Consider the following 18185-nt stretch of genomic DNA (forward strand, 5'->3'; position numbering starts at 1 on the left):
GTCACTCGCCCTTGGTCGCGAACGGGTCGCTCGGCGGGAGCAGCGTGGGATCGTCCGCGACCCGGGCCGTGCCCACCACCCGGCCGGGCGTGAACGGCACCGGTGGCGACCCGGCCGGCACCGCGGCCACCCGCACCTGACGGCGGCGCCAGAGCAGCGCGAACACCACCAGCGCCACCCCGGCCGCGCCCGCGAGCCCGGCCGCGACCGTGGTGAGCATGGTCTGGCCGAGCGGCCCGGACCGCGCCGCGAGCTGCGGCACCATGCCGGTGCCCTGCTGGTCCGCGGCCGGGGCCGCCGCCGCGCGGACCCACGTGGTGTTGGGCAGCGCCACGTACGGGAACGTGCCGGCGAAGCCCTGGTCGTTCGCGTCCACCTGGTCGCCGGTGCCGAGCGCGTCGACCAGCTTGCCGGTCTGCGCCGCGCCGGCCAGCGCCTGGAGCGAGATGTCCACGACGTCGTCGGTGAGCCGGCGCCCGTTCGGGAAGCCCTGCTGGTCGCCGCCGAGCACGCCGAGCCGGGACGGGTCCGCGGTGACCGGCGTGGTCAGGTTGAGCCGCAGTTGCTCGGACGGGCGGAACGCGTCCGGGTCCGCGTCCGCGTTCGCCAGCTGCGAGTTGAGGTCCGCCTTGATCGGGCCGCCGGCCTTGGTGGTGAGCCCGGTCAGGAAGATCTCGGCCAGGTCCGCGCGGGGCGTGGCGGGCGCGGGGATGCCGTAGATCTGCTCGATCAGCTTCGGCACCTCGGGCTCGTTGACCCGCGCGACCAGCGTGGCGTTGTCCGCGTCACGGTCCGGCGTGGACGCGTTGAAGCCGTCCTTCAGCCCGGCCGGCACGATCACCTCGTTGATCAGCGGGTTGCCGAGCCGGGAGACCTGCACGGTGTCGCCGGTGACGCCGCGGTGCTCGCCCGTGATCCGTACCCGCGGGCGCTCCGTGGTGGACCAGACGCCGACGACCGGGTTGCGCGTGGCGTCGTGGCCGAGCGCCACGTCCTTGTACGGCACCTCCAGCGCGATCGTGTTCACGTTGAACCCGGACAGCGAGTCGGTGCCGGTCTCGCTCAGGTCGCCGCCGTAGAGCAGGTCGAACACGCGCAGGTCCAGGAAGAACGGGTCGTCGGCCTGCCCGGCGAAGATCCGCCAGCCGCCGTCGAGCGTGATCGTGGCCGCGTCGCGCAGCTTCTGGTACTCCGGCATGGACGCGTCGCCGACCCGGGACGGCGCGACCGGCGCACTCGGCACCGCGGTCTCGAACGGCGCGCCGCCGAACGACGCCTCCAGCCTGTAGCTCTGCCGGACCAGCAGGTTCTCGTCGTCGAGCGCGGTCACCGGCCCGTCGTTGTAGAGGAACGTGCGGTCGCCGCGCCGGTCGTCGGTCCGGAACGTCCACCGGAACACCACGTCCGGTCGCGCGTCCCCGTCGTTGTCGACCTTGATGTTGTAGGTGGCGTCCGTGGCGAACGGGAAGAAGTTCGGCCCGCCGTCCGGCGCCTCGAACGGCATCACGTTGAGCACGAACGTCACGAAGCCGGGCCGGTCCGGGCTGGTGAACGCGTACAGATCGGTGTTGTCGACGGCCGGGTCGGCCGCGATCGCGGGCGCCTCCCGGTGGCTGGACGCGTCGGCGGCCGGCGGTGCGAGCACGTATCCGGCCGCACCCGCTATCAGCGCGGCCGCCGTGCCGGCCACCGCCTTGCGCGCTATCGTGGACATGGATCTCCCCTACCCCTGGGTTCCGTGGAAGACGTGGCTGGTTCCCACGGGCAGGTTCGGCGGCCGGTTCAGCGCGGATGGCGCGGTGTGGACTTGCCGACAACCACCCATCCGGTACGGCGTGCGGCTCCGAACCCGTCAATCGCGCACGGTCAATCGCGCACGGTCAGCGCGCCCGCCTCCGCGAGCGCGGCCGGCACGTCGCCGCGGCCGAGCGCGGACGCCAGCGTGACCGCGCCGTCCAGCGGCGTCCCCGCCCCGGCCCGCGCCTCGAGCCCGCGCGCGCGGCACGCGCGCTCCAGCAGCCCGGCGAGCCGCCCGCCCGGCCGTACCAGGTTCCCGGTCACCGCCACGTCCCGGGCGCCGGAGCCCGCGGCGGCGCGGGCGGTGTCCGCCAGGTGCCCGGCCGCCTCCGCCAGGATCGACGCCGCCACCGGGTCGTCCGCGGCGGCCTCGGCCACGGACGGCGCGAACGCGGCCAGCACGCCGGCCCGGTCCGCGCGCCCGGTCAGGTCCGCCACCACGGCGGCCGGCTCGCCGGCCCGGGCGCGCAGCAGCTCCAGCAGCGGCGCCGAGCCGCCGGGGCGGCCGTCCACCGCGCGCAGCGCCGCCCGCATCCCGGCCCGCCCGATCCACCCGCCGCCGCCGTCGTCGCCGAGCAGGTGGCCCCAGCCGTCCGCCCGGCGCCAGCCGGTGCTCGGCGCGCCGCCGAACGCGACCGCGCCGGTCCCGGCCGCGAGCACCACGCCGGCGCCGCCGTCCTCCCGGAGTGCGCCGGCGGTGAGCCCGAGGCCGCCCGCGTACGCGGTGAGCAGGTCGGAGCAGACCGCCACGCGCGGCGCCGTCACGGCCGCCAGCAGCGGATCGCGCAGCGCGGGGCCGAACGTGGCCACGCCCGCGCAGCCGATCACCACCACGTCCGGCGACAGCGGCCGCAGCAGCTCCGTGATCACCGGTGCCAGGTCGGCGCCCGAGATCCGTACCGGCCCGGGGGCGGAGGTCTCCGCCACGACGCGGCCGTCGCACACGGCCCGGGCCCGGACGCCGGACCCGCCGACGTCGATCCCGGCCACCAGTGTCATCGCGCTCAGCCACCGAGCCGGGCCAGCGCGGACCGCACCACCCCGCCGCTCGCCTCGAGGGCCCGTCGCGCGGTGGGCGGGTCGACGCCGGCCAGCACCGACGTGATCGCCACCTTCAGGTCGCCGTCCGCGGCGGCGAGCGCGGCGCGGCACTCCGGCTCGGCCGCGCCGGTCGCCTCCGCGAGCGTGGCCAGCATCCGGCCGCGCAGCTTCGCGTTGGTGGCACGCACGTCGACCATCAGGTTCGAGAACGTGCGGCCCATCCGGATCATCACCGCGGTCGAGAACGTGTGCAGCAGCATCTTCTGCGCGGTCCCGGCCTTCATCCGGGTCGACCCGGCGATCGCCTCCGGCCCGGTGGCGGCGCAGACCAGCACGTCCGGGGCGAGCGGCGCGGCCGGGTTCGCGGTGATCAGCACGGTCGGCGCGCCCACCGCCCGCGCGGCCTCGAACGCGCCGCCGACATAGGGGGTGCGCCCGGACGCCGCCAGCCCCACCACCAGGTCGATCCCGGCGACGCCGGCCAGGTCGGCACGGCCCAGTTCGGCGGAGTCCTCGACCTCCTCCACCGCGGCCGTCATCGCCGCGCCGCCGCCGGCCAGGTGCGCCACGAACCGGTCGCGCGGATACCCGTACGTGGGCGGGATCTCCGCCGCGTCCATCACGCCGAGCCGCCCGGACGAGCCCGCGCCCACGTAGTGCACCCGCCCGCCCGCGCGCAGCGCCGCGACGCCCAGCTCCACCGCCCGCGCCAGCTCCGGCAGCGCGGCACCGACCGCGGTGGCCACGGTCGCGTCCTGCGCGTTGATCAGCCGGAGTACGCCGAGCGTGTCCAGCCGGTCGATCTCCGCGGTGGCCGGGTTCCGTTCCTCCGTGGGCGACTGCACCCGCACGACCCTCATCGCAGACCCCCCGAGACGGGATTCACCCGGCGACGAGCGGGCAACCCCTCAGACAACATCACGCGTCAGCAGGGAACCTACCAACGCGCCCGGGATACCGTTGCCATGGATCACCCGGAGAACCCGACGGAGACAACACCGTGGCCATCTCGGTCTTTGACCTCTTCTCGGTCGGCATCGGCCCGTCGAGCTCACACACCGTCGGGCCGATGCGCGCAGCCCGCATGTTCGTGCACCGGCTCAAGGACGAGGGCCTGCTCGCGCACACCCGGACCGTGCGGGCGGAGCTGTTCGGCTCGCTCGGCGCGACCGGGCACGGGCACGGCACGCCCAAGGCCGTGCTGCTCGGCCTGGAGGGTGACGCGCCGGACACGGTCGACATCACCACCGCGGACGAGCGGGTGCGGCACGTGCACACCACCAGGACGCTGTCGCTGCTCGGCGCGCACGAGATCACCTTCGACCCGGGCACCGACCTGATCCTGCACCGGCGCCGGTCGCTGCCGTACCACGCCAACGGCATGACGCTGCACGCCTGCGACGAGACCGGTGCCACGCTGCTGTCGAAGACGTACTACTCGGTCGGCGGCGGGTTCGTCGTCGACGAGGAGGCGGCCGGCGCCGACCGGGTGAAGGTGGACGACACCGTGCTGCGCCACCCGTTCCGTACCGGCGATGAGCTGCTCCGGCTGACCCGCGACACCGGCCTGTCCATCTCCGCGCTGATGCGCCGCAACGAGACCGCGTGGCGCACCGAGCCGGAGATCCGCGCGGGTCTGCTGGACATCTGGCACGTGATGCGCGCGTGCGTGGCCCGTGGCACCGACGCCGAGGGCCTGCTGCCCGGCGGCCTGAAGGTCCGCCGCCGCGCCGCCACCACCGCCCGCCAGCTTCGCGCCGCCGGTGCCCCGGCCGAGCACGCGATGGAGTGGCTGACCGTCTACGCCATGGCCGTGAACGAGGAGAACGCGGCCGGCGGCCGGGTGGTCACCGCGCCCACCAACGGCGCGGCCGGGATCATCCCCGCGGTGCTGCACTACTACGTCAACTTCGTGCCCGGCGCGGACGACGACGGCGTGGTCCGGTTCCTGCTCGCGGCCGGCGCGATCGGGCTGCTGTTCAAGGAGAACGCGTCGATCTCCGGTGCCGAGGTGGGCTGCCAGGGCGAGGTCGGCTCCGCGTGCGCGATGGCCGCGGGCGGCCTGACCGAGGTGCTCGGCGGCTCGCCCGAGCAGGTGGAGAACGCGGCCGAGATCGGCATGGAACACAACCTGGGGCTGACCTGCGATCCGGTCGGCGGGCTGGTGCAGATCCCGTGCATCGAGCGCAACGGCATGGCGGCCGTGAAGGCGGTCACCGCGGCGAGGATGGCGATGCGCGGCGACGGCCGGCACCACGTCTCCCTCGACAAGGTCATCAAGACCATGAAGGAGACCGGGGCGGACATGAAGGTCAAGTACAAGGAGACCGCGCGCGGCGGCCTCGCGGTGAACGTCATCGAGTGCTAGCAACCTGTAACACCCCGCGGTTATCCTGTGACCCTTCGGGCGGGAGGTGCCGTGGGCGGCAGGACCAGATCCGGCGGGTGGCCGGCACGTCGCATCCGCTTCGACCGGCCCGGGCTGCGCCGCGCGGCGACCACCGCGGCCGTGGCGCTGACGCTGCTGCTGGCCACCGCGGCGGCGTGCGCCGAGCAGCGCGCCGCTCCACCGCCCTCGGTGCAGCAGCGCCTCGAGCAGTCCAGCATCTGGGGGCAGCCGGTGCTGCGGATCGGCGTCGCCACCAACGAGCCGCTGATGGGCGAGGTCCGCAACGGCGTGCACACCGGCTTCGACGTGGAGATCGCCCGCTACCTGGCCGCGTCGCTGGGGTACGCCAGTGACAAGGACATCCGGTTCGTCGAGGTGCACACGGACGACCGGCTGGAGTTCCTGATCGGCGGCAAGGTCGACCTCGTGGTGGCCAGCCTGTCGTATACGGAGGAGCGGGCCAAGCTGATCGGCTTCGCGGGGCCGTACCTGGTGACCCGGCAGTCGTTCCTCATTCCGGTCGCCGCGGAGTCCCGGCTGCGGACGCTGGAGGACTTCCAGGCGCCCGGCGTCGACGTGTGTTCCAGCGGCAGCTCCACCACCGAGAGCGAGCTGGCCCGCCGCGGCTTCGCCGTGAAACTGGTCGAGGACCTGCAGGAGTGCGTCGACGGCATGCTGTCCGGCCGGTTCGACGCGATGAGCTCCGACAAGACGATCCTGGCCGGTTTCCGCTCCCAGCACCCACAGAAGCTGATGCCGGTGGACCTGCCGCTCGGTGCGATCGAGCGGATCTGCGTCGGCGTGCCGATCGGCGACACCGCCCTGCGCGACGTGGTCGGGCACTTCCTGAAGGAGAGCTACGAGCAGGGCCGCGACGGCGGGACCAGCCCCTGGCTGACCGCCTACAACAAGACGCTCGGCCCCTGGTACGAGGACGGCACGGAGGTCACCCAGCCGGAGCCGCAGGACGTGCCCGAGCTGGTCGACTTCGACGACAAGGCGTCCCCGAGGTGACCGACCCGGGCCGGACGCCGGTGGAGCACGAGCGCCGGGCCCGGGCCAGCCAGTCGTTCTGGAGCATGGTCGTCGGCGTACCCGCGGTCTTCTCCGTGCTCCGCCTCGGCGTGGAGGCCGGCGGCGAACTGCAGACCACGCTGCTGCTGGTCGCGAACGTCGACCCGATCAATCTGATGGCCGCGCTGTTCACCACCGCGACCCGGTTCGTCTCCGCCGGCCTGGTCGCCGTCTTCGCCATCGGCGGCGTCGTGCTGGCCAGCCGCACGCCGCCCGCGAAACCGGCGCTGTTCGCCCGGTGGACGGAGTCGGTGCCGCTGTGGTTCATCGTGGCCGGCTTCCTGCTCGCGCTGATCACCTGGCAGGTGCTCTACCTGCCGCTGCTGGTCCCGTGCGCCGCCGCGGCGTTCCAGGCCACGCCCGTGCTGCCGGCGCCGACCCGCGGCGTGGTGCTGGCGGCGGCCGGGCTGCTGCTGGGGTACGGCTGGCTGGTCGGGCCGACCGTGTCGGCGGCGGCCGGGCAGGGCGAGTGGCTGGTGGTCGCCCTGTTCATCCTGCCGCCGCTGCTGGCGCCGGCGGTGCCCGGGCCGCTGTCCCGGCGGCTGACGGGGCCGCTGGCGGCCGGTGCGCAGACGGTCGTGCTGGCGATGCTGGTGCTGGCCGCGGTGCCGGTCATCACCACGCCGGTGCTGCCCCTGACCGTCACCACCATCACCGGTACGACGGCCCCGCCCGTCACGTCTCCCAGCGGCACCGCCCCGCCCGCCACGCCTTCCGGCGGCGCCGCTCCGCCCGCCACGCCTTCCAGCGGCACCGCCCCGCCCGCCACGCCTTCCAGCGGCGCCGCTCCGCCCGCCACGCCTTCCAGCGGCGCCGCTCCGTCCGATGTGGAGCGGTCCGAGAGCGAGGACGTGCTCGGCCACGTGATCTCGGTCGACGACGTGAGCATGGTGATCCTGCAGGAGAGCGGCGGCGTCCGGTACGTGCCGGTCGACGCCGTCGAGGCCCAGGTGCTCTGCCCCACCGAGGGTGAACTGCCCCGGCACCGCCTGTGGGTGCGCGGTTTCCACGTCGAGGACTCGCTGCTGGAGGGCCTGGGCCGCCAGGTCCGCCCGGTCAGCCGCCTCGACGCCGCCTGCCGCAACCCGGTCGGCGGTTCCTGAGTGCTACGTTCGCCCGGTGGTGGAGACACGGGTGTGCGTGGTCGGTGCCGGTGCCGTCGGCGGCGTGATCGGTGGCCGGCTGGCCCGCGCGGGCGTGCCCGTCTCCGCCCTGGCCCGCGGCGCCACGGTGGAGGCCCTGCGCACCCACGGCTGGCGCGTCGACGACGACTCCGCCCCGGTCGCCGCCGCCGACGCGGACGCCGCCGCTCTCGGCCCGCACGACGTCGTGATCATCGCGGTCAAGGCGCACCACCTGCCCGCGCTCGCCCCCGCACTGACCCCGCTGCTGACGCCGTCGACCGTGCTGATCCCGGCGCTCAACGGCGTACCGTGGTGGTTCTTCCACGACTTCGGCGGCGCGCTGGAGGGAACGGTCCTCGCCGCGACCGACCCGGACGGGGCCGTCACCGCCGCGCTCCCGCCGTCCCAGGTGCTCGGCTGCGTCGTCCACCTCGCCGCCCGCCAGGCCGGTCCCGGTCACGCGCGCCTGACCGCCGGTGACGAGCTGATCATCGGCGAGCCGTCCGGCAGGCCCTCCGAGCGCGCCACCCGTACCGCCGAGCTGTTGCGCTCCGCCGGCTTCCGCATCACGGTGAGCGACGCGATCCAGCGCGAGGTCTGGTACAAGCTGTGGGGAAACATGACCATGAACCCGATCTCCGCGCTCACCACCGCCACCGCCGACCTCATCCTCGACGACCCGCTCGTCAACGCGTTCATCCAGCGCGTCATGACCGAGGCCGCCGCGCTCGGCGCCCTGATCGGCGCGCCGATCACGGAGAGCACCGAGGACCGCATCGCCGTCACCCGCCGCCTCGGCGCCTTCAAGACCTCCATGCTCCAGGACGCCGAGGCAGGCCGTCCGATCGAACTCGACGCCCTGGTCACCGCCGTCCGCGAGATCGGTGACCGCCTCGCCATCCCCACCCCGCACCTCGACGCACTGCTCGGCCTCACCCGCCTCGCCGCCCGCCAGCGCGGTCTCTACCCCTAACCCGCGGAACCCCCGTGCGTCGGAACCCCCGTGCGTCGATCTAGGGAGCATTCCGGCACTTCGATCTCCCCACACGAGAATCCGGCCTAGATCGCCGCCATAGAACGCGGCGGGTGGGTGGGTGGGTGGGTGGCCGTGAGCACGGGTCGCGGCGGGCGCGCAAGGGCCGGATGGGGTACGGTTGCGCCGGCGACCGCGACATCACCCGTCCGAGTGACCCGGGTTATTCAACATTGATTTCGTTTCCAGACGGCCTCAGGATTGTCCGCGTGCGTGCCGTTCAATCGATGATCTTGGTTGGCCTCACCCTCGTCGCCGGTGCGTGCAGCCCGGTCGCGTCCGTCGCGCCGCCCGCGGACGAGCTCAGCGGTGAGGACCTCTTCGTCTCCTGCGCCGAGATCTTCAAGCCGGGCCGGACCATCGACGGCAAGCTGGCGGTCACGGCCTGCCACGATCTGGACGGCAAGGCGCGCACCCCGCAGTACATCCGGTGCACGGACGGCCGGCACCTCTGGCGCATCGACGCCACGCTGAGCGAGAACCCGGGCTGGGGCTTCACCGGCAACGTCTTCACCGCCTCCGGCGACCTGGAGAACGACCCCGACCTGGCCGACGCCATGATCAAGTGCCGCCGCTGACGAACGGACCGGGTCAGCGCACGAAGGTGAACATCCGGCCCGCGGTCAGCGGGCGTGGCGGGACGGTCAGCCGGTGGACGCCGACCGAGTACGTGGCGTCCGGCGGCGCCTCGAAGGCCAGTTCCTCGAACCCCTCCTCCGCCAGCCAGCCGCGCAGCGACGGGGTGAGGTCCGGCGGCTGCCGGGTGCGGGTCCAGATGACGGTGCCGCGCGCGGCGCACAGCGCCGGGAACGCCGCCACGCACGAGCGCGCGTCCGAGTCGGTCACGTTGCCGAGCACACCCGCGAAGAGCACCAGATCGGCCGGGATCGCGCCGGCGTAGTTTCCCAGCTGCCCCGCGTCCGCGCGGAGCACCTCGACGCCGGTCAGACCGGCGCGGGCTATGTGGGCCTCGGCGACGGCCACGTTGCGCGGGTCGGACTCGATCAGGCGGGCGCGGATCCGGCGGGCGTCGTCGCGGTGTTCCAGCACGCCGAGCAGGTCGCGGCCCTGGCCGGCGCAGACGCTGACGCAGGTGAGCAACTCGCCGGGGCGGCTGTCCAGCCAGTCGGTGATGTGCCGCTGCACCACGGCGAGCCGGGCCGCGAGCGGCGAACCGGGCTCGTCGTACGGCCGGTGCCATTCATACCAATCCTCATTCGCGCCCATGGATTCACCATGGCGGGAACGAAGGCCAAGGTCAACGTCAGGCGTGCGCCTCCAGGCGCTTGAACTCGTCCTCTGTCACGGTTACGACACCGCCGCGGCGCGCGCCGGGCGGCATGCCGTCGGGACTGGCCGGCTGCCACGCGCCGGTGCCGATCACGCGGGTCACGTACGGACGCAGGCCCTCGCCGGTGTCGGCGAGCAGGTACCAGGTGCGGCCGCCGAGCCCGGCGAAGACCACCGCGGCCTCGCCGCCGCCTATGCCGCGCCGCACGTCGACGAAGGAGCCGGCGTCCCGCCGCTGCTGCACCAGCTCGCCGCCGTCGGCGTAGAAGCAGTGCTCCGCCCCGTTCGCCCGGAGCAGCGCCACGTCCTCGCCGGCGCGGTCGAGCAGCGGCGCGGGTGCGGTGGCGGTGACGAAGTCCGTGGTGTGCACGCTGCCGGCGCGCCCGCCCGCGGTGAAGACCACCCGGAAACCGCCGCCCTCCTCCCGGTACGCCTTCGGCGCGCGCACGCCGGGCACGCCGACCGGCAGCGGGTGCGGGCCGGACCACGTCTCCAGGTCGGCGCTGCTCCACACGCGGACGCCGCCGTCGCCGGCCGCGAGGCAGCGGATGACGCCGTCGTCGCCGCGGATCAGGAACGGGTCGGACGCGCCGCGCAGCACTCCCGCGCTGTCCCGCAGCACCCGCCAGCGCAGCGCGTCGGCACCCTCGGAGAGGGCGAACCGGATGTCACCGGCGTCGGCGCCGCTGAAGGCGAGGAGAAGTCCGAACGGCTCTGTCACGGCCCGATCATAACGACCGTCACGCAAAGTTGATCTAGGGTGACCCCGTACTGTCGGGGGTACGACGCAAGGTCCGGATAATGGTGGCCATGCTCGACAATCCGGTGTGGGCGTCCGTCGTCCACGGCCCGCACGCCCATCTCGCCCGGCGCCACGGCGCCGCGGCCGGCTTCCTGCCGGAGGTCAGCCCGTTCCACGGGCTCGCCGCCCCGGATGACCCGGCCGCCTGGTCCGACCTGGCCGCGCTCGCCGGCCCCGGCACCCAGTTGCTGGTCACCGGCCCGCGCATCGCGCCGCCGGACGACTGGACCGTGGTGGAGATGATGGATGGTGTGCAGTTGGTCGACACCGCGCTGCGCGTCGAGCCGGACCCGGAGGCGGTGCTCCTCGGCCCGGACGACGTGCCGGAGATGCTGGACCTGACCGCGCGCACCCGGCCCGGCCCGTTCGGCCCGCGCACCCTGGAGCTCGGTGTCTACCTGGGCATCCGCCACGACGGGCGGCTGATCGCGATGGCGGGCGAGCGCATGCGCCCGCCCGGCTTCACCGAGATCAGCGCGGTCTGCACGGACCCGGACTTCCGCGGCAAGGGCCTGGCCACCCGCCTGGTCCGGGCGGTGGCCGAGGTGATCCGCGGGCGCGGCGAGACGCCGTTCATGCACGCGTCCGCGACCAACACCGGAGCCATCCGGCTGTACGAGGCGATCGGCTTCACGGTCCGCGCCCGCCCGAGATTCGCGATACTCCGGTCGCCGGCCTAAGGGTGTCTTCCCCGGCCCGCGACGAGGCCACCGGACACACCCTAGCCGCGCTTCATCAACCGCCCGACGGCCGCCATCATCTCGGTCGCCATCTCGTCCGCGCGCCCCTCGGCCGCGCCCTCGTGCATGCAGTGCCGGGCGTGCCCGTCCAGCAGGCCCAGCGCCACCTTGTCCAGCGCCGCCTGGATCGCCGATATCTGGGTGAGCACGTCGATGCAGTAGCGGTCCTCGTCGACCATCCGCTCGATGCCGCGCACCTGCCCCTCGATCCGGCGCAGGCGTCCCTGCAGGTCTCCCTTGGTCGCGGTGTAGCCCCTGGTCGGCGCGGTTTTGCTCATGGCACGGATGATACAACCCCCGGGGGGTATGTGGCGCGGACGACGAAACACGGACCCCTCCGTCCTTGATACCCCCCAGGGGTATGAGTATGGTCGGGAGCGAAAGGACGACGGCGAAGGGAGACGCACGGTGAACACGCCCGCACGACTCGGCGCGTTCGGCCTGGCCCTGGTGGCGGTCTTCGGCGCCGCACTGGGACTGGGCCGCACGATCGGCCCGGACGCGAGCCCGGACGGGAACACCCCGGCGAGCCCCGCCGCCCACGCCGCGCACGGCGCACAGCACGACGGCGCGGCGGACGAGAACCCGGACGACCCCACCGGCCTGCAGATCACCGAGGACGGCTACACGCTCGCCCCGCTCACCGACACGCTCGGCACCGGCGCGCCGCGGCCGTTCCAGTTCCGGATCATCGGGCCGGACCGGCGGGCCGTCACCGCGTTCACGCCCACCCACGAGCGCGAGCTGCACCTGATCGTGGTCCGCCGCGACCTCACCGGCTACCAGCACCTGCACCCGCGGCGGGCGGCCGACGGCACCTGGGAGACGCCGCTGGCCGTGGCCGCGCCCGGCGACTACCGCGTCTTCGCGGACTTCCATCCGGCCGGGCGGGACGAGCCGCTGACGCTCGGCGCCGATCTGCCGGCCGCCGGTGACTACCGCCCGCTGCCGCTGCCCGCGCCCGCCGGATCGGACACCGTGGACGGCTACACGGTCACGCTGCACGGCGAGATCGCCGCGGGCGAGCCCGCGCGGCTGACCGTGGACATCGCGGAGAACGGCGCGCCGGTCACCGACCTGGAGCCGTATCTCGGCGCGCGCGGCCACCTGGTGGCGCTGCGCGACGGCGACCTCGCCTACCTGCACGTCCACCCGGTGGACGGCCCGGAGCTGGGCTTCGACGTGGAGATCCCCTCCCCCGGTACGTACCGCCTGTTCCTGGAGTTTCAGCACCGCGGCACCGTCCGGACCGCGGAGTTCACGATGACCACCGAGCACGGGGAGCCGGGGCACACCCATGGCTGACACGCGACGCATCGAGCTGGAGATCGGCGGCATGACCTGCGCCGCCTGCGCGAACCGGATCGAGAAGAAGCTCAACCGGATGGACGGCGTGACCGCGACCGTCAACTACGCCACGGAGAAGGCGACCGCGACCGTCGACGGCACGGTCACCGCGGACGACCTGATCGCCACCGTGGAGAGGACGGGGTACACGGCCGCGCTGCCCGCCGCGCCCGCGGACGAGCCGCGGGCGGAGCACGATCCGCTGCGCACCCGGCTGATCGTCTCGGCCGTGCTGTCCGTACCGGTGATCCTGCTGGCCATGGTTCCGGCCTGGCAGTTCACCTACTGGCAGTGGGCGTCGCTGACCCTCGCCGCGCCGGTCGTGGTCTACGGCGGCTGGCCGTTCCACCGCGCCGCGGCGATCAACCTGCGGCACGGGGCCGCCACCATGGACACGCTGGTCTCGCTCGGCACGCTGGCCGCGTTCGGCTGGTCGCTGTGGGCGCTGTTCCTCGGCACGGCCGGCGAGCCCGGCATGACGCACCCGTTCCGGTTCGACATCGGCCCGTCCGACGGCGCCGCCAACATCTACCTCGAGGCCGCGGCGGGCGTCACCACGTTCCTGCTGACCGGCCGCTATATCGAGTCCCGGTCCAAGCGGCGGGCCGGTGCCGCGCTGCGCGCGCTGCTGGACATGGGCGCCAAGGACGTGGCCGTGCTGCGCGACGGCCGGGAGGTCCGCGTCCCGACCGGCGAGCTGACGGCCGGGGACCTGTTCGTGGTCCGGCCGGGCGAGAAGATCGCCACGGACGGCGTGGTGGAGGACGGTGTCTCGGCCGTGGACGCGAGCCTGCTCACCGGCGAGAGCGTGCCGGTCGAGGTGCGTCCCGGCGACGCGGTGACCGGCGCGACCGTCAACGCGGGCGGCCGCCTGGTGGTGCGCGCCACCCGGGTCGGCGCGGACACCCGGCTGGCGCAGATGGCGCGGCTGGTCGAGGAGGCGCAGGCCGGTAAGGCGGACGTGCAGCGGCTCGCGGACCGGATCTCCGGCGTGTTCGTGCCCGTGGTGATCGCGCTGGCCGCCGGCACGCTCGGCTGGTGGGCCGGCACCGGCGCCGGCTGGAACGCCGCGTTCACCGCCGCGGTCGCCGTGCTGATCATCGCGTGCCCGTGCGCGCTCGGCCTGGCCACGCCGACCGCGCTGCTGGTCGGCACCGGCCGCGGCGCGCAGCTCGGCATCCTGATCCGCGGCCCGGAGGTGCTCGAGTCGACGCGCCGGGTGGACACGATCGTGCTGGACAAGACCGGCACCGTCACCGAGGGCCGGATGACGCTGGCCGCGACCGTGCCGGTGACCGGGCAGGACCCCGCCGAGCTGCGCCGGCTCGCGGCCGCGGTGGAGTCCGCGTCCGAGCACCCGATCGCCGCCGCCATCGCGGCCGGCGAGTCCGACCCGCCGCCGGTCGCGCACTTCCAGAACCTCGAGGGCCGGGGGGTACGCGGTGAGGTGGCCGGCCGGGAGGTCGTGGTGGGCCGCCCCGCGCTGCTGGCCGAGCGCGGCTACGACGTACCCGCGGAGGTCCTGGAGGCCTGTGCGACCGCCGAGGCCGAGGGCCGCACCGCGGTGGTGGCCGGCTGGGACGGCGCCGCCCGCGGCGTGCTCGCGGTCGCCGACCGGGTCAGGCCCACCAGCGCGGACGCGGTCGCCCGGCTGAAGCGGCTGGGCCTGCACCCGGTGCTGCTGACCGGCGACAACGAGACGGTGGCGCGCGCGGTCGCGGCCGAGGTGGGCATCGACGAGGTGATCGCCGGCGTGCTGCCGGCCGGCAAGGTCGACGCGGTCAAGCGGCTCCAGGCGGACGGCCGGGTGGTGGCGATGGCCGGCGACGGCGTCAACGACGCCGCCGCGCTGGCTCAGGCCGATCTCGGCCTGGCCATGGGCACCGGCACGGACGTGGCGATCGAGGCGGCCGACCTGACGCTGATGCGCGGCGACCTGACCGCGACCGCGGATGCGATCCGGCTGTCCCGGCGCACGCTGACGATCATCCGGGGCAACCTGTTCTGGGCGTTCGCCTACAACCTCGCCGGCCTGCCGCTGGCCGCCGCCGGCATGCTGAACCCGATGATCGCCGGTGCCGCGATGGCGTTCTCGTCCGTCTTCGTGGTCGCCAACAGCCTCCGCCTCCGGCGCTTCTCGTAGCGCGCTTCCGCGGCTCAGAGCGCGTACGGGCGTGGCCTCCTTGCCTGAAGCGTAACAGGATGGTTACGCTTCCGGGGTGGACGCGACGCTCGGGGCACTCGCGGATCCGGTGCGCCGCCGGATTCTGGAGCTGCTGCGCGAGCGTCCGCTGTCCGCGGGCGAGATAGCGGACCGGTTTCCGATCAGCCGGCCCGCGATCAGCCGTCACCTGCGCGTGCTGCGCGAGAGCGGCCTGGTCGCCGACAGCGTGTCCGGACGCCGGCGGGTCTACTCGCTGGACGTGTCATCCCTGGCCGCGCCGATCGACTGGCTCACCCGGCTGGCCGCGCCGCCCGCGCGTCCGGCCGGCTTCGACCCGTCGGCCGCGCTGGACGCGCTGGAGACCGAGGTCTACCGGGCCCGCCGGGAGCGGCGCCGCACCGTTGCGACGGATTCGACCATTCCGACCGAGGAGAGCGCATGACGAATCCACCCTCCGGCCGCCTGTCCGCCACGCCGGACGGCACCGACCTGATCCTCACCCGCACGTTCCGCGCGCCCGTCGAGGACGTGTGGGCCAGCATCACCGAGCCGGAGCGCACCGCCCGCTGGTACGGCACGTGGACCGGCGAGGCGGCTCCCGGAGCCACGATCAAGGTCCAGCTGGGGTACGAGCAGGGCGCCCCCTGGACCGACATGCGCATCGAGGCGTGCGAGCCGTACCGCCGGCTGGGCCTGTCCGCCGTCGACGAGCACGGCTCCTGGCACCTGGAGCTGTTCCTGTCCACCCGCGACGACGGCGTCACCGAGCTGCGCTTCGTGCACCACCTGCCGTCGCCCGACGGCGTCGGCGAGATGGGCCCCGGCTGGGAGTACTACCTGGACATGCTGGCCGCGTCCCGCAGCGGCGACCCGCTGCCGGCCTTCGACGACTACTACCCGTCGATGAAGCCGTACTACGAGGCGCTGCGGTGACCGGCTACGCCGCCGCGGGCGGCCACGACGGCCCGCGGCGGGTCGTGGGACGGTCTCCAGCGCTGACCGCCGGCCTCACGTCCGATTCCAGACCAGCGTCCGGCAGGCCAGCCGTACCGCGCTGCCCGTGGTGGGCACCGCGGTGAGCCCGCGGTTGAGTTCCTCGTCGCCGCGGGCCCGCAGGTCGTCCGCGAAGACCCGGTCGATGCGGTACAGGCAGCCCGTGTAGGTGTAGCTCTGTTCCTGCCCGGCCTCGCTGCCCAGGTGCACCCGGCCGGACCACGACCCGCCGCTCACGATCCCGGTGGACCCGGCGTAGAACAGCCCGTCCGGCGCCTGGACGAACAACCGCAACTGCTCGCCGTCCGCGAGCGTGCCGGGAAACGCGCCGAAGAGATCCATCAGGTCGTCGGACGTCTCACAGGACGACGGCCGGCAGTTCATCGTGGTGACCGCCCTCGGCGAGGCCGACGGCGGTGGCGGTGGTGGCGGCGCCGGCGTGGGACCCGGCCCGGCGGTCGTCGCGTCCGGCGCGGCGATGCCCGGTGCGCCGCTGTCCACCTGCTGCGGCGGGCTGGACGCCGCGGCGGCGGAGGTCGGTCCGGCACTCGGGACCGGCGGCGCCGACGGTGTCGCACCGGCCGGGGTGGTGGCCGCGGCCTCGGTGGTCCCGACCGAGGCGGGCACGCCCAGCCGGTCGAGCACGCCGACGCCGGCGAGGACGCCGCTGACGCCCACCGCGATCGTGGTGATCACGACCCGCGCCGTGGACGCGCGATAGTCGGTGTGCCCGGGATCGAACAGCGCGATCACGCCGAGCACCACGATCACCAGGTTGATGACCAGGAAGGCGTTGCTCGCGGTGAGCGTCGCGACCTGGGCCACACCCGCGACGAGTCCGAGCAGTTGCGGGAGCGCGGTCGTGCCCGAGGCGGTGGCGACCACGGCCGCGATCGCGGACGGTGCGCGCCTCGCCGGCTTCGGCTCCGGTTGGTTGTTCGTCACTGTCACACCTCTCGTGGCGACGCTGTCACGGAGGGATACGTGGTGACCGGCCGTGACGGACGAAGATCGATGCGCTGGTTCTACGATCCGCGGATGAGATTCAGTGTCACGCTCGGGGCGGTCGGCGAGCGGACGCCGGGTGTGCTGGGGCGGCTGGCCGCGCTGGCCGAGGAGTCCGGGTGGGACGCGGTGTTCCTGGAGGACTATCTGGACTATCAGGGCACCGGCGCGCCGACCTGGGACGCGTGGGTGTGCCTGTCCGCGATCGCGTGCGCGACGAGCCGGATCGTGCTCGGCCCGACCGTGACGCCGGTGCCACGGCGGCGGCCGTGGGAGCTGGCCGCGCAGGCCGCGGCGGTCGACCAGCTGTCCGGCGGGCGGCTGGTGCTCGGCGCCGGCGCGGGCGACCGGGCCGACCCCGCGCTCGCGCTGCTCGCCGCCGGCGGCACCGGGCTGGACGCGGGGCTGGAGGCGCTGGACCGGCTGTGGGCCGGCGACGAGGTGGACGGGCTGCGGCTGCCGGGCCGGCCGGTGCGGCGGCCACGCGTGCCCGTGTGGATCGGTGGTGATCTTCGGCGGCCGGCCGTGCGGCGGCGGCTGACCCGGTGGGACGGCGCCTGCGTCCACCGGGAGCGTCCGCTGGACCCGGACGACGTGCACGACATTCTGGCGCTGGTGACGGCCGCGCGGGGCGACGCGCGTGGCTTCGACGTCAAGGTGAGCGGCAATCCGCACCTGATCGCCGAGTTCGCCGCGGCCGGTGCCACCTGGTGGGGGCGCTGGATCCCGCCGGGCGACGTGGCCGAGGCGGAGGCGGTGATCGCGGCCGGGCCGCCGCGGTGACTGTCGGGCAGCCGACACAGCGCCGTGCAACCCGCGCCGGCATGGTTCCGTCAGGGGATCATGAACGTCGGCAGGGGCAGCGCGCGGGACCGGGAGTTCCATGAGTTCGTGTCCGCGCGGCGGGCCGGGCTGGTGCGGACCGCCACGCTGCTCACCGGCGGGGACGCGCACACCGCCGAGGACCTGGTGCAGACCACGCTGACCCGGCTGTACGTGGCGTGGCCGTCGTTCCGCGCGGCGTACAACCCGGACGGATACCTGCGGCGCGCGCTGGTCAACAGCCTGGTCGACGAGCACCGGCGGCCGTGGCGGCGGGCGGAGCGGAGCACGGCCGCGCCGCCGGAGCTGGAGGCGCCGGTCCGGGACGACGAGCCGGAGGCCGCGGCCGCGGTCCGGCGGGCGCTGCGCGCGCTGCCGCCCCGGATGCGGGCCGCCGTCGTCTTCCGGTACTTCTACGAGCTGGACATCGCGGAGACCGCGGACGCGCTCGGCTGCAGCACGGGCACGGTGAAGAGTCAGACGGCGCGCGGGCTGGAGCGGCTGCGCGCGGCGCTCGACCGGTCGGTGACCGGTGTCGTCATCTGAAGAGACAACGCGGAGCCT

General features: G+C 74.2%; 19 protein-coding genes. 12 read left to right on the forward strand and 7 right to left on the reverse strand.

Annotated elements, in window-relative coordinates; all coding sequences use genetic code 11:
* Nucleotide 1: 1 nt before the first annotated feature.
* The 3 genes from J2S41_RS14350 to J2S41_RS14360 all read right to left on the reverse strand — a co-directional run bounded on the left by J2S41_RS14350 (nucleotide 2) and on the right by J2S41_RS14360 (nucleotide 3698).
* Nucleotides 2–1714, reverse strand: a complete 1713-nt coding sequence (locus J2S41_RS14350) for a DUF4331 domain-containing protein (protein ID WP_310367909.1) — start codon at nucleotides 1712–1714, stop codon at nucleotides 2–4.
* A gap of 152 nt (nucleotides 1715–1866) precedes the next feature.
* On the reverse strand, nucleotides 1867–2796 hold the full coding sequence (locus J2S41_RS14355; RefSeq protein WP_310367912.1) for a BadF/BadG/BcrA/BcrD ATPase family protein: 930 nt from the start codon (nucleotides 2794–2796) through the stop codon (nucleotides 1867–1869).
* Between the two features lie 5 nt (nucleotides 2797–2801).
* Entirely contained in the window at nucleotides 2802–3698 is an 897-nt protein-coding gene (locus J2S41_RS14360; RefSeq protein WP_310367915.1) for an N-acetylmuramic acid 6-phosphate etherase, read from the reverse strand.
* 140 nt (nucleotides 3699–3838) lie between these two features.
* On the opposite strand from J2S41_RS14360, the gene J2S41_RS14365 reads away from it, so the two are divergent.
* The 5 genes from J2S41_RS14365 to J2S41_RS14385 all read left to right on the forward strand — a co-directional run bounded on the left by J2S41_RS14365 (nucleotide 3839) and on the right by J2S41_RS14385 (nucleotide 9036).
* The gene (locus J2S41_RS14365) at nucleotides 3839–5206 is read left to right on the forward strand and encodes an L-serine ammonia-lyase (protein WP_310367917.1); all 1368 of its coding nucleotides are present in this window, start codon (nucleotides 3839–3841) and stop codon (nucleotides 5204–5206) included.
* A gap of 51 nt (nucleotides 5207–5257) precedes the next feature.
* Entirely contained in the window at nucleotides 5258–6241 is a 984-nt protein-coding gene (locus J2S41_RS14370; protein WP_310367920.1) for a transporter substrate-binding domain-containing protein, read from the forward strand.
* A complete protein-coding gene (locus J2S41_RS14375; RefSeq protein WP_310367926.1) occupies nucleotides 6238–7404 on the forward strand; it encodes a hypothetical protein in 1167 nt (388 codons plus the stop codon). Before J2S41_RS14370 ends, J2S41_RS14375 begins: the two co-directional genes overlap by 4 nt.
* 16 nt (nucleotides 7405–7420) lie before the next feature.
* Entirely contained in the window at nucleotides 7421–8398 is a 978-nt protein-coding gene (locus J2S41_RS14380; protein WP_310367928.1) for a 2-dehydropantoate 2-reductase, read from the forward strand.
* 287 nt (nucleotides 8399–8685) lie between these two features.
* Entirely contained in the window at nucleotides 8686–9036 is a 351-nt protein-coding gene (locus J2S41_RS14385) for a hypothetical protein (RefSeq protein WP_310367930.1), read from the forward strand.
* Between the two features lie 13 nt (nucleotides 9037–9049).
* Here J2S41_RS14385 and J2S41_RS14390 read toward each other — a convergent pair whose 3' ends face one another.
* Nucleotides 9050–9685: an SAM-dependent methyltransferase gene (locus tag J2S41_RS14390; protein ID WP_310367934.1), complete on the reverse strand. Its 636-nt coding sequence runs from the start codon at nucleotides 9683–9685 to the stop codon at nucleotides 9050–9052.
* A 37-nt stretch (nucleotides 9686–9722) separates the two neighbouring features.
* Nucleotides 9723–10469, reverse strand: coding sequence for a glycoside hydrolase family protein (locus tag J2S41_RS14395; RefSeq protein ID WP_310367937.1), 747 nt, complete (start codon nucleotides 10467–10469; stop codon nucleotides 9723–9725).
* 89 nt (nucleotides 10470–10558) lie between these two features.
* Here J2S41_RS14395 and J2S41_RS14400 point away from each other — a divergent pair, with 89 nt between their 5' ends.
* Nucleotides 10559–11230 (forward strand): GNAT family N-acetyltransferase, encoded by a 672-nt coding sequence (locus tag J2S41_RS14400; RefSeq protein WP_310367940.1) that lies wholly within the window; start codon nucleotides 10559–10561, stop codon nucleotides 11228–11230.
* A gap of 41 nt (nucleotides 11231–11271) precedes the next feature.
* On the opposite strand, the gene J2S41_RS14405 is transcribed toward J2S41_RS14400, so the two are convergent.
* A complete protein-coding gene (locus tag J2S41_RS14405; RefSeq protein ID WP_310367942.1) occupies nucleotides 11272–11568 on the reverse strand; it encodes a metal-sensitive transcriptional regulator in 297 nt (98 codons plus the stop codon).
* Nucleotides 11569–11698: 130 nt separating this feature from the next.
* Between J2S41_RS14405 and J2S41_RS14410 the strand changes: the two genes are divergently transcribed.
* The 4 genes from J2S41_RS14410 (at nucleotide 11699) to J2S41_RS14425 (ending at nucleotide 15734) form a co-directional block, all read left to right on the forward strand.
* Complete coding sequence (locus J2S41_RS14410) at nucleotides 11699–12595, forward strand: DUF8832 domain-containing protein (protein ID WP_310367944.1); 897 nt, start codon at nucleotides 11699–11701, stop codon at nucleotides 12593–12595.
* Entirely contained in the window at nucleotides 12588–14780 is a 2193-nt protein-coding gene (locus J2S41_RS14415) for a heavy metal translocating P-type ATPase (protein ID WP_310367947.1), read from the forward strand. Before J2S41_RS14410 ends, J2S41_RS14415 begins: the two co-directional genes overlap by 8 nt.
* 76 nt (nucleotides 14781–14856) lie before the next feature.
* The gene (locus tag J2S41_RS14420; RefSeq protein ID WP_310367949.1) at nucleotides 14857–15243 is read left to right on the forward strand and encodes a metalloregulator ArsR/SmtB family transcription factor; all 387 of its coding nucleotides are present in this window, start codon (nucleotides 14857–14859) and stop codon (nucleotides 15241–15243) included.
* Complete coding sequence (locus tag J2S41_RS14425) at nucleotides 15240–15734, forward strand: SRPBCC family protein (protein WP_310367951.1); 495 nt, start codon at nucleotides 15240–15242, stop codon at nucleotides 15732–15734. The genes J2S41_RS14420 and J2S41_RS14425 overlap by 4 nt, the downstream gene beginning before the upstream one ends.
* Nucleotides 15735–15809: 75 nt before the next feature.
* Here J2S41_RS14425 and J2S41_RS14430 read toward each other — a convergent pair whose 3' ends face one another.
* A complete protein-coding gene (locus J2S41_RS14430; protein ID WP_310367953.1) occupies nucleotides 15810–16739 on the reverse strand; it encodes a hypothetical protein in 930 nt (309 codons plus the stop codon).
* A 93-nt stretch (nucleotides 16740–16832) separates the two neighbouring features.
* Between J2S41_RS14430 and J2S41_RS14435 the strand changes: the two genes are divergently transcribed.
* Both J2S41_RS14435 and J2S41_RS14440 read left to right on the forward strand, forming a co-directional pair.
* Nucleotides 16833–17582, forward strand: a complete 750-nt coding sequence (locus J2S41_RS14435; RefSeq protein ID WP_310367955.1) for an LLM class flavin-dependent oxidoreductase — start codon at nucleotides 16833–16835, stop codon at nucleotides 17580–17582.
* A 60-nt stretch (nucleotides 17583–17642) separates the two neighbouring features.
* Nucleotides 17643–18167, forward strand: coding sequence for a SigE family RNA polymerase sigma factor (locus J2S41_RS14440; RefSeq protein WP_310367958.1), 525 nt, complete (start codon nucleotides 17643–17645; stop codon nucleotides 18165–18167).
* Nucleotides 18168–18185: the final 18 nt, after the last annotated feature.

The organism is Catenuloplanes atrovinosus, assembly GCF_031458235.1.
Lineage (GTDB): Bacteria > Actinomycetota > Actinomycetes > Mycobacteriales > Micromonosporaceae > Catenuloplanes > Catenuloplanes atrovinosus.

What these genes read in the sequence shown, in the direction of transcription:
- J2S41_RS14355 (WP_310367912.1), bottom strand. Translation starts at nt 2,796, where the DNA reads ATGACACTGGTGGCCGGGATCGACGTCGGCGGGTCCGGCGTCCGGGCC.
- J2S41_RS14405 (WP_310367942.1), bottom strand. Translation starts at nt 11,568, where the DNA reads ATGAGCAAAACCGCGCCGACCAGGGGCTACACCGCGACCAAGGGAGAC.
- J2S41_RS14415 (WP_310367947.1), top strand. Translation starts at nt 12,588, where the DNA reads ATGGCTGACACGCGACGCATCGAGCTGGAGATCGGCGGCATGACCTGC.
- J2S41_RS14350 (WP_310367909.1), bottom strand. Translation starts at nt 1,714, where the DNA reads ATGTCCACGATAGCGCGCAAGGCGGTGGCCGGCACGGCGGCCGCGCTG.
- J2S41_RS14440 (WP_310367958.1), top strand. Translation starts at nt 17,643, where the DNA reads ATGAACGTCGGCAGGGGCAGCGCGCGGGACCGGGAGTTCCATGAGTTC.
- J2S41_RS14435 (WP_310367955.1), top strand. Translation starts at nt 16,833, where the DNA reads ATGAGATTCAGTGTCACGCTCGGGGCGGTCGGCGAGCGGACGCCGGGT.
- J2S41_RS14400 (WP_310367940.1), top strand. Translation starts at nt 10,559, where the DNA reads ATGCTCGACAATCCGGTGTGGGCGTCCGTCGTCCACGGCCCGCACGCC.
- J2S41_RS14385 (WP_310367930.1), top strand. Translation starts at nt 8,686, where the DNA reads ATGATCTTGGTTGGCCTCACCCTCGTCGCCGGTGCGTGCAGCCCGGTC.
- J2S41_RS14360 (WP_310367915.1), bottom strand. Translation starts at nt 3,698, where the DNA reads ATGAGGGTCGTGCGGGTGCAGTCGCCCACGGAGGAACGGAACCCGGCC.
- J2S41_RS14425 (WP_310367951.1), top strand. Translation starts at nt 15,240, where the DNA reads ATGACGAATCCACCCTCCGGCCGCCTGTCCGCCACGCCGGACGGCACC.
- J2S41_RS14390 (WP_310367934.1), bottom strand. Translation starts at nt 9,685, where the DNA reads ATGGGCGCGAATGAGGATTGGTATGAATGGCACCGGCCGTACGACGAG.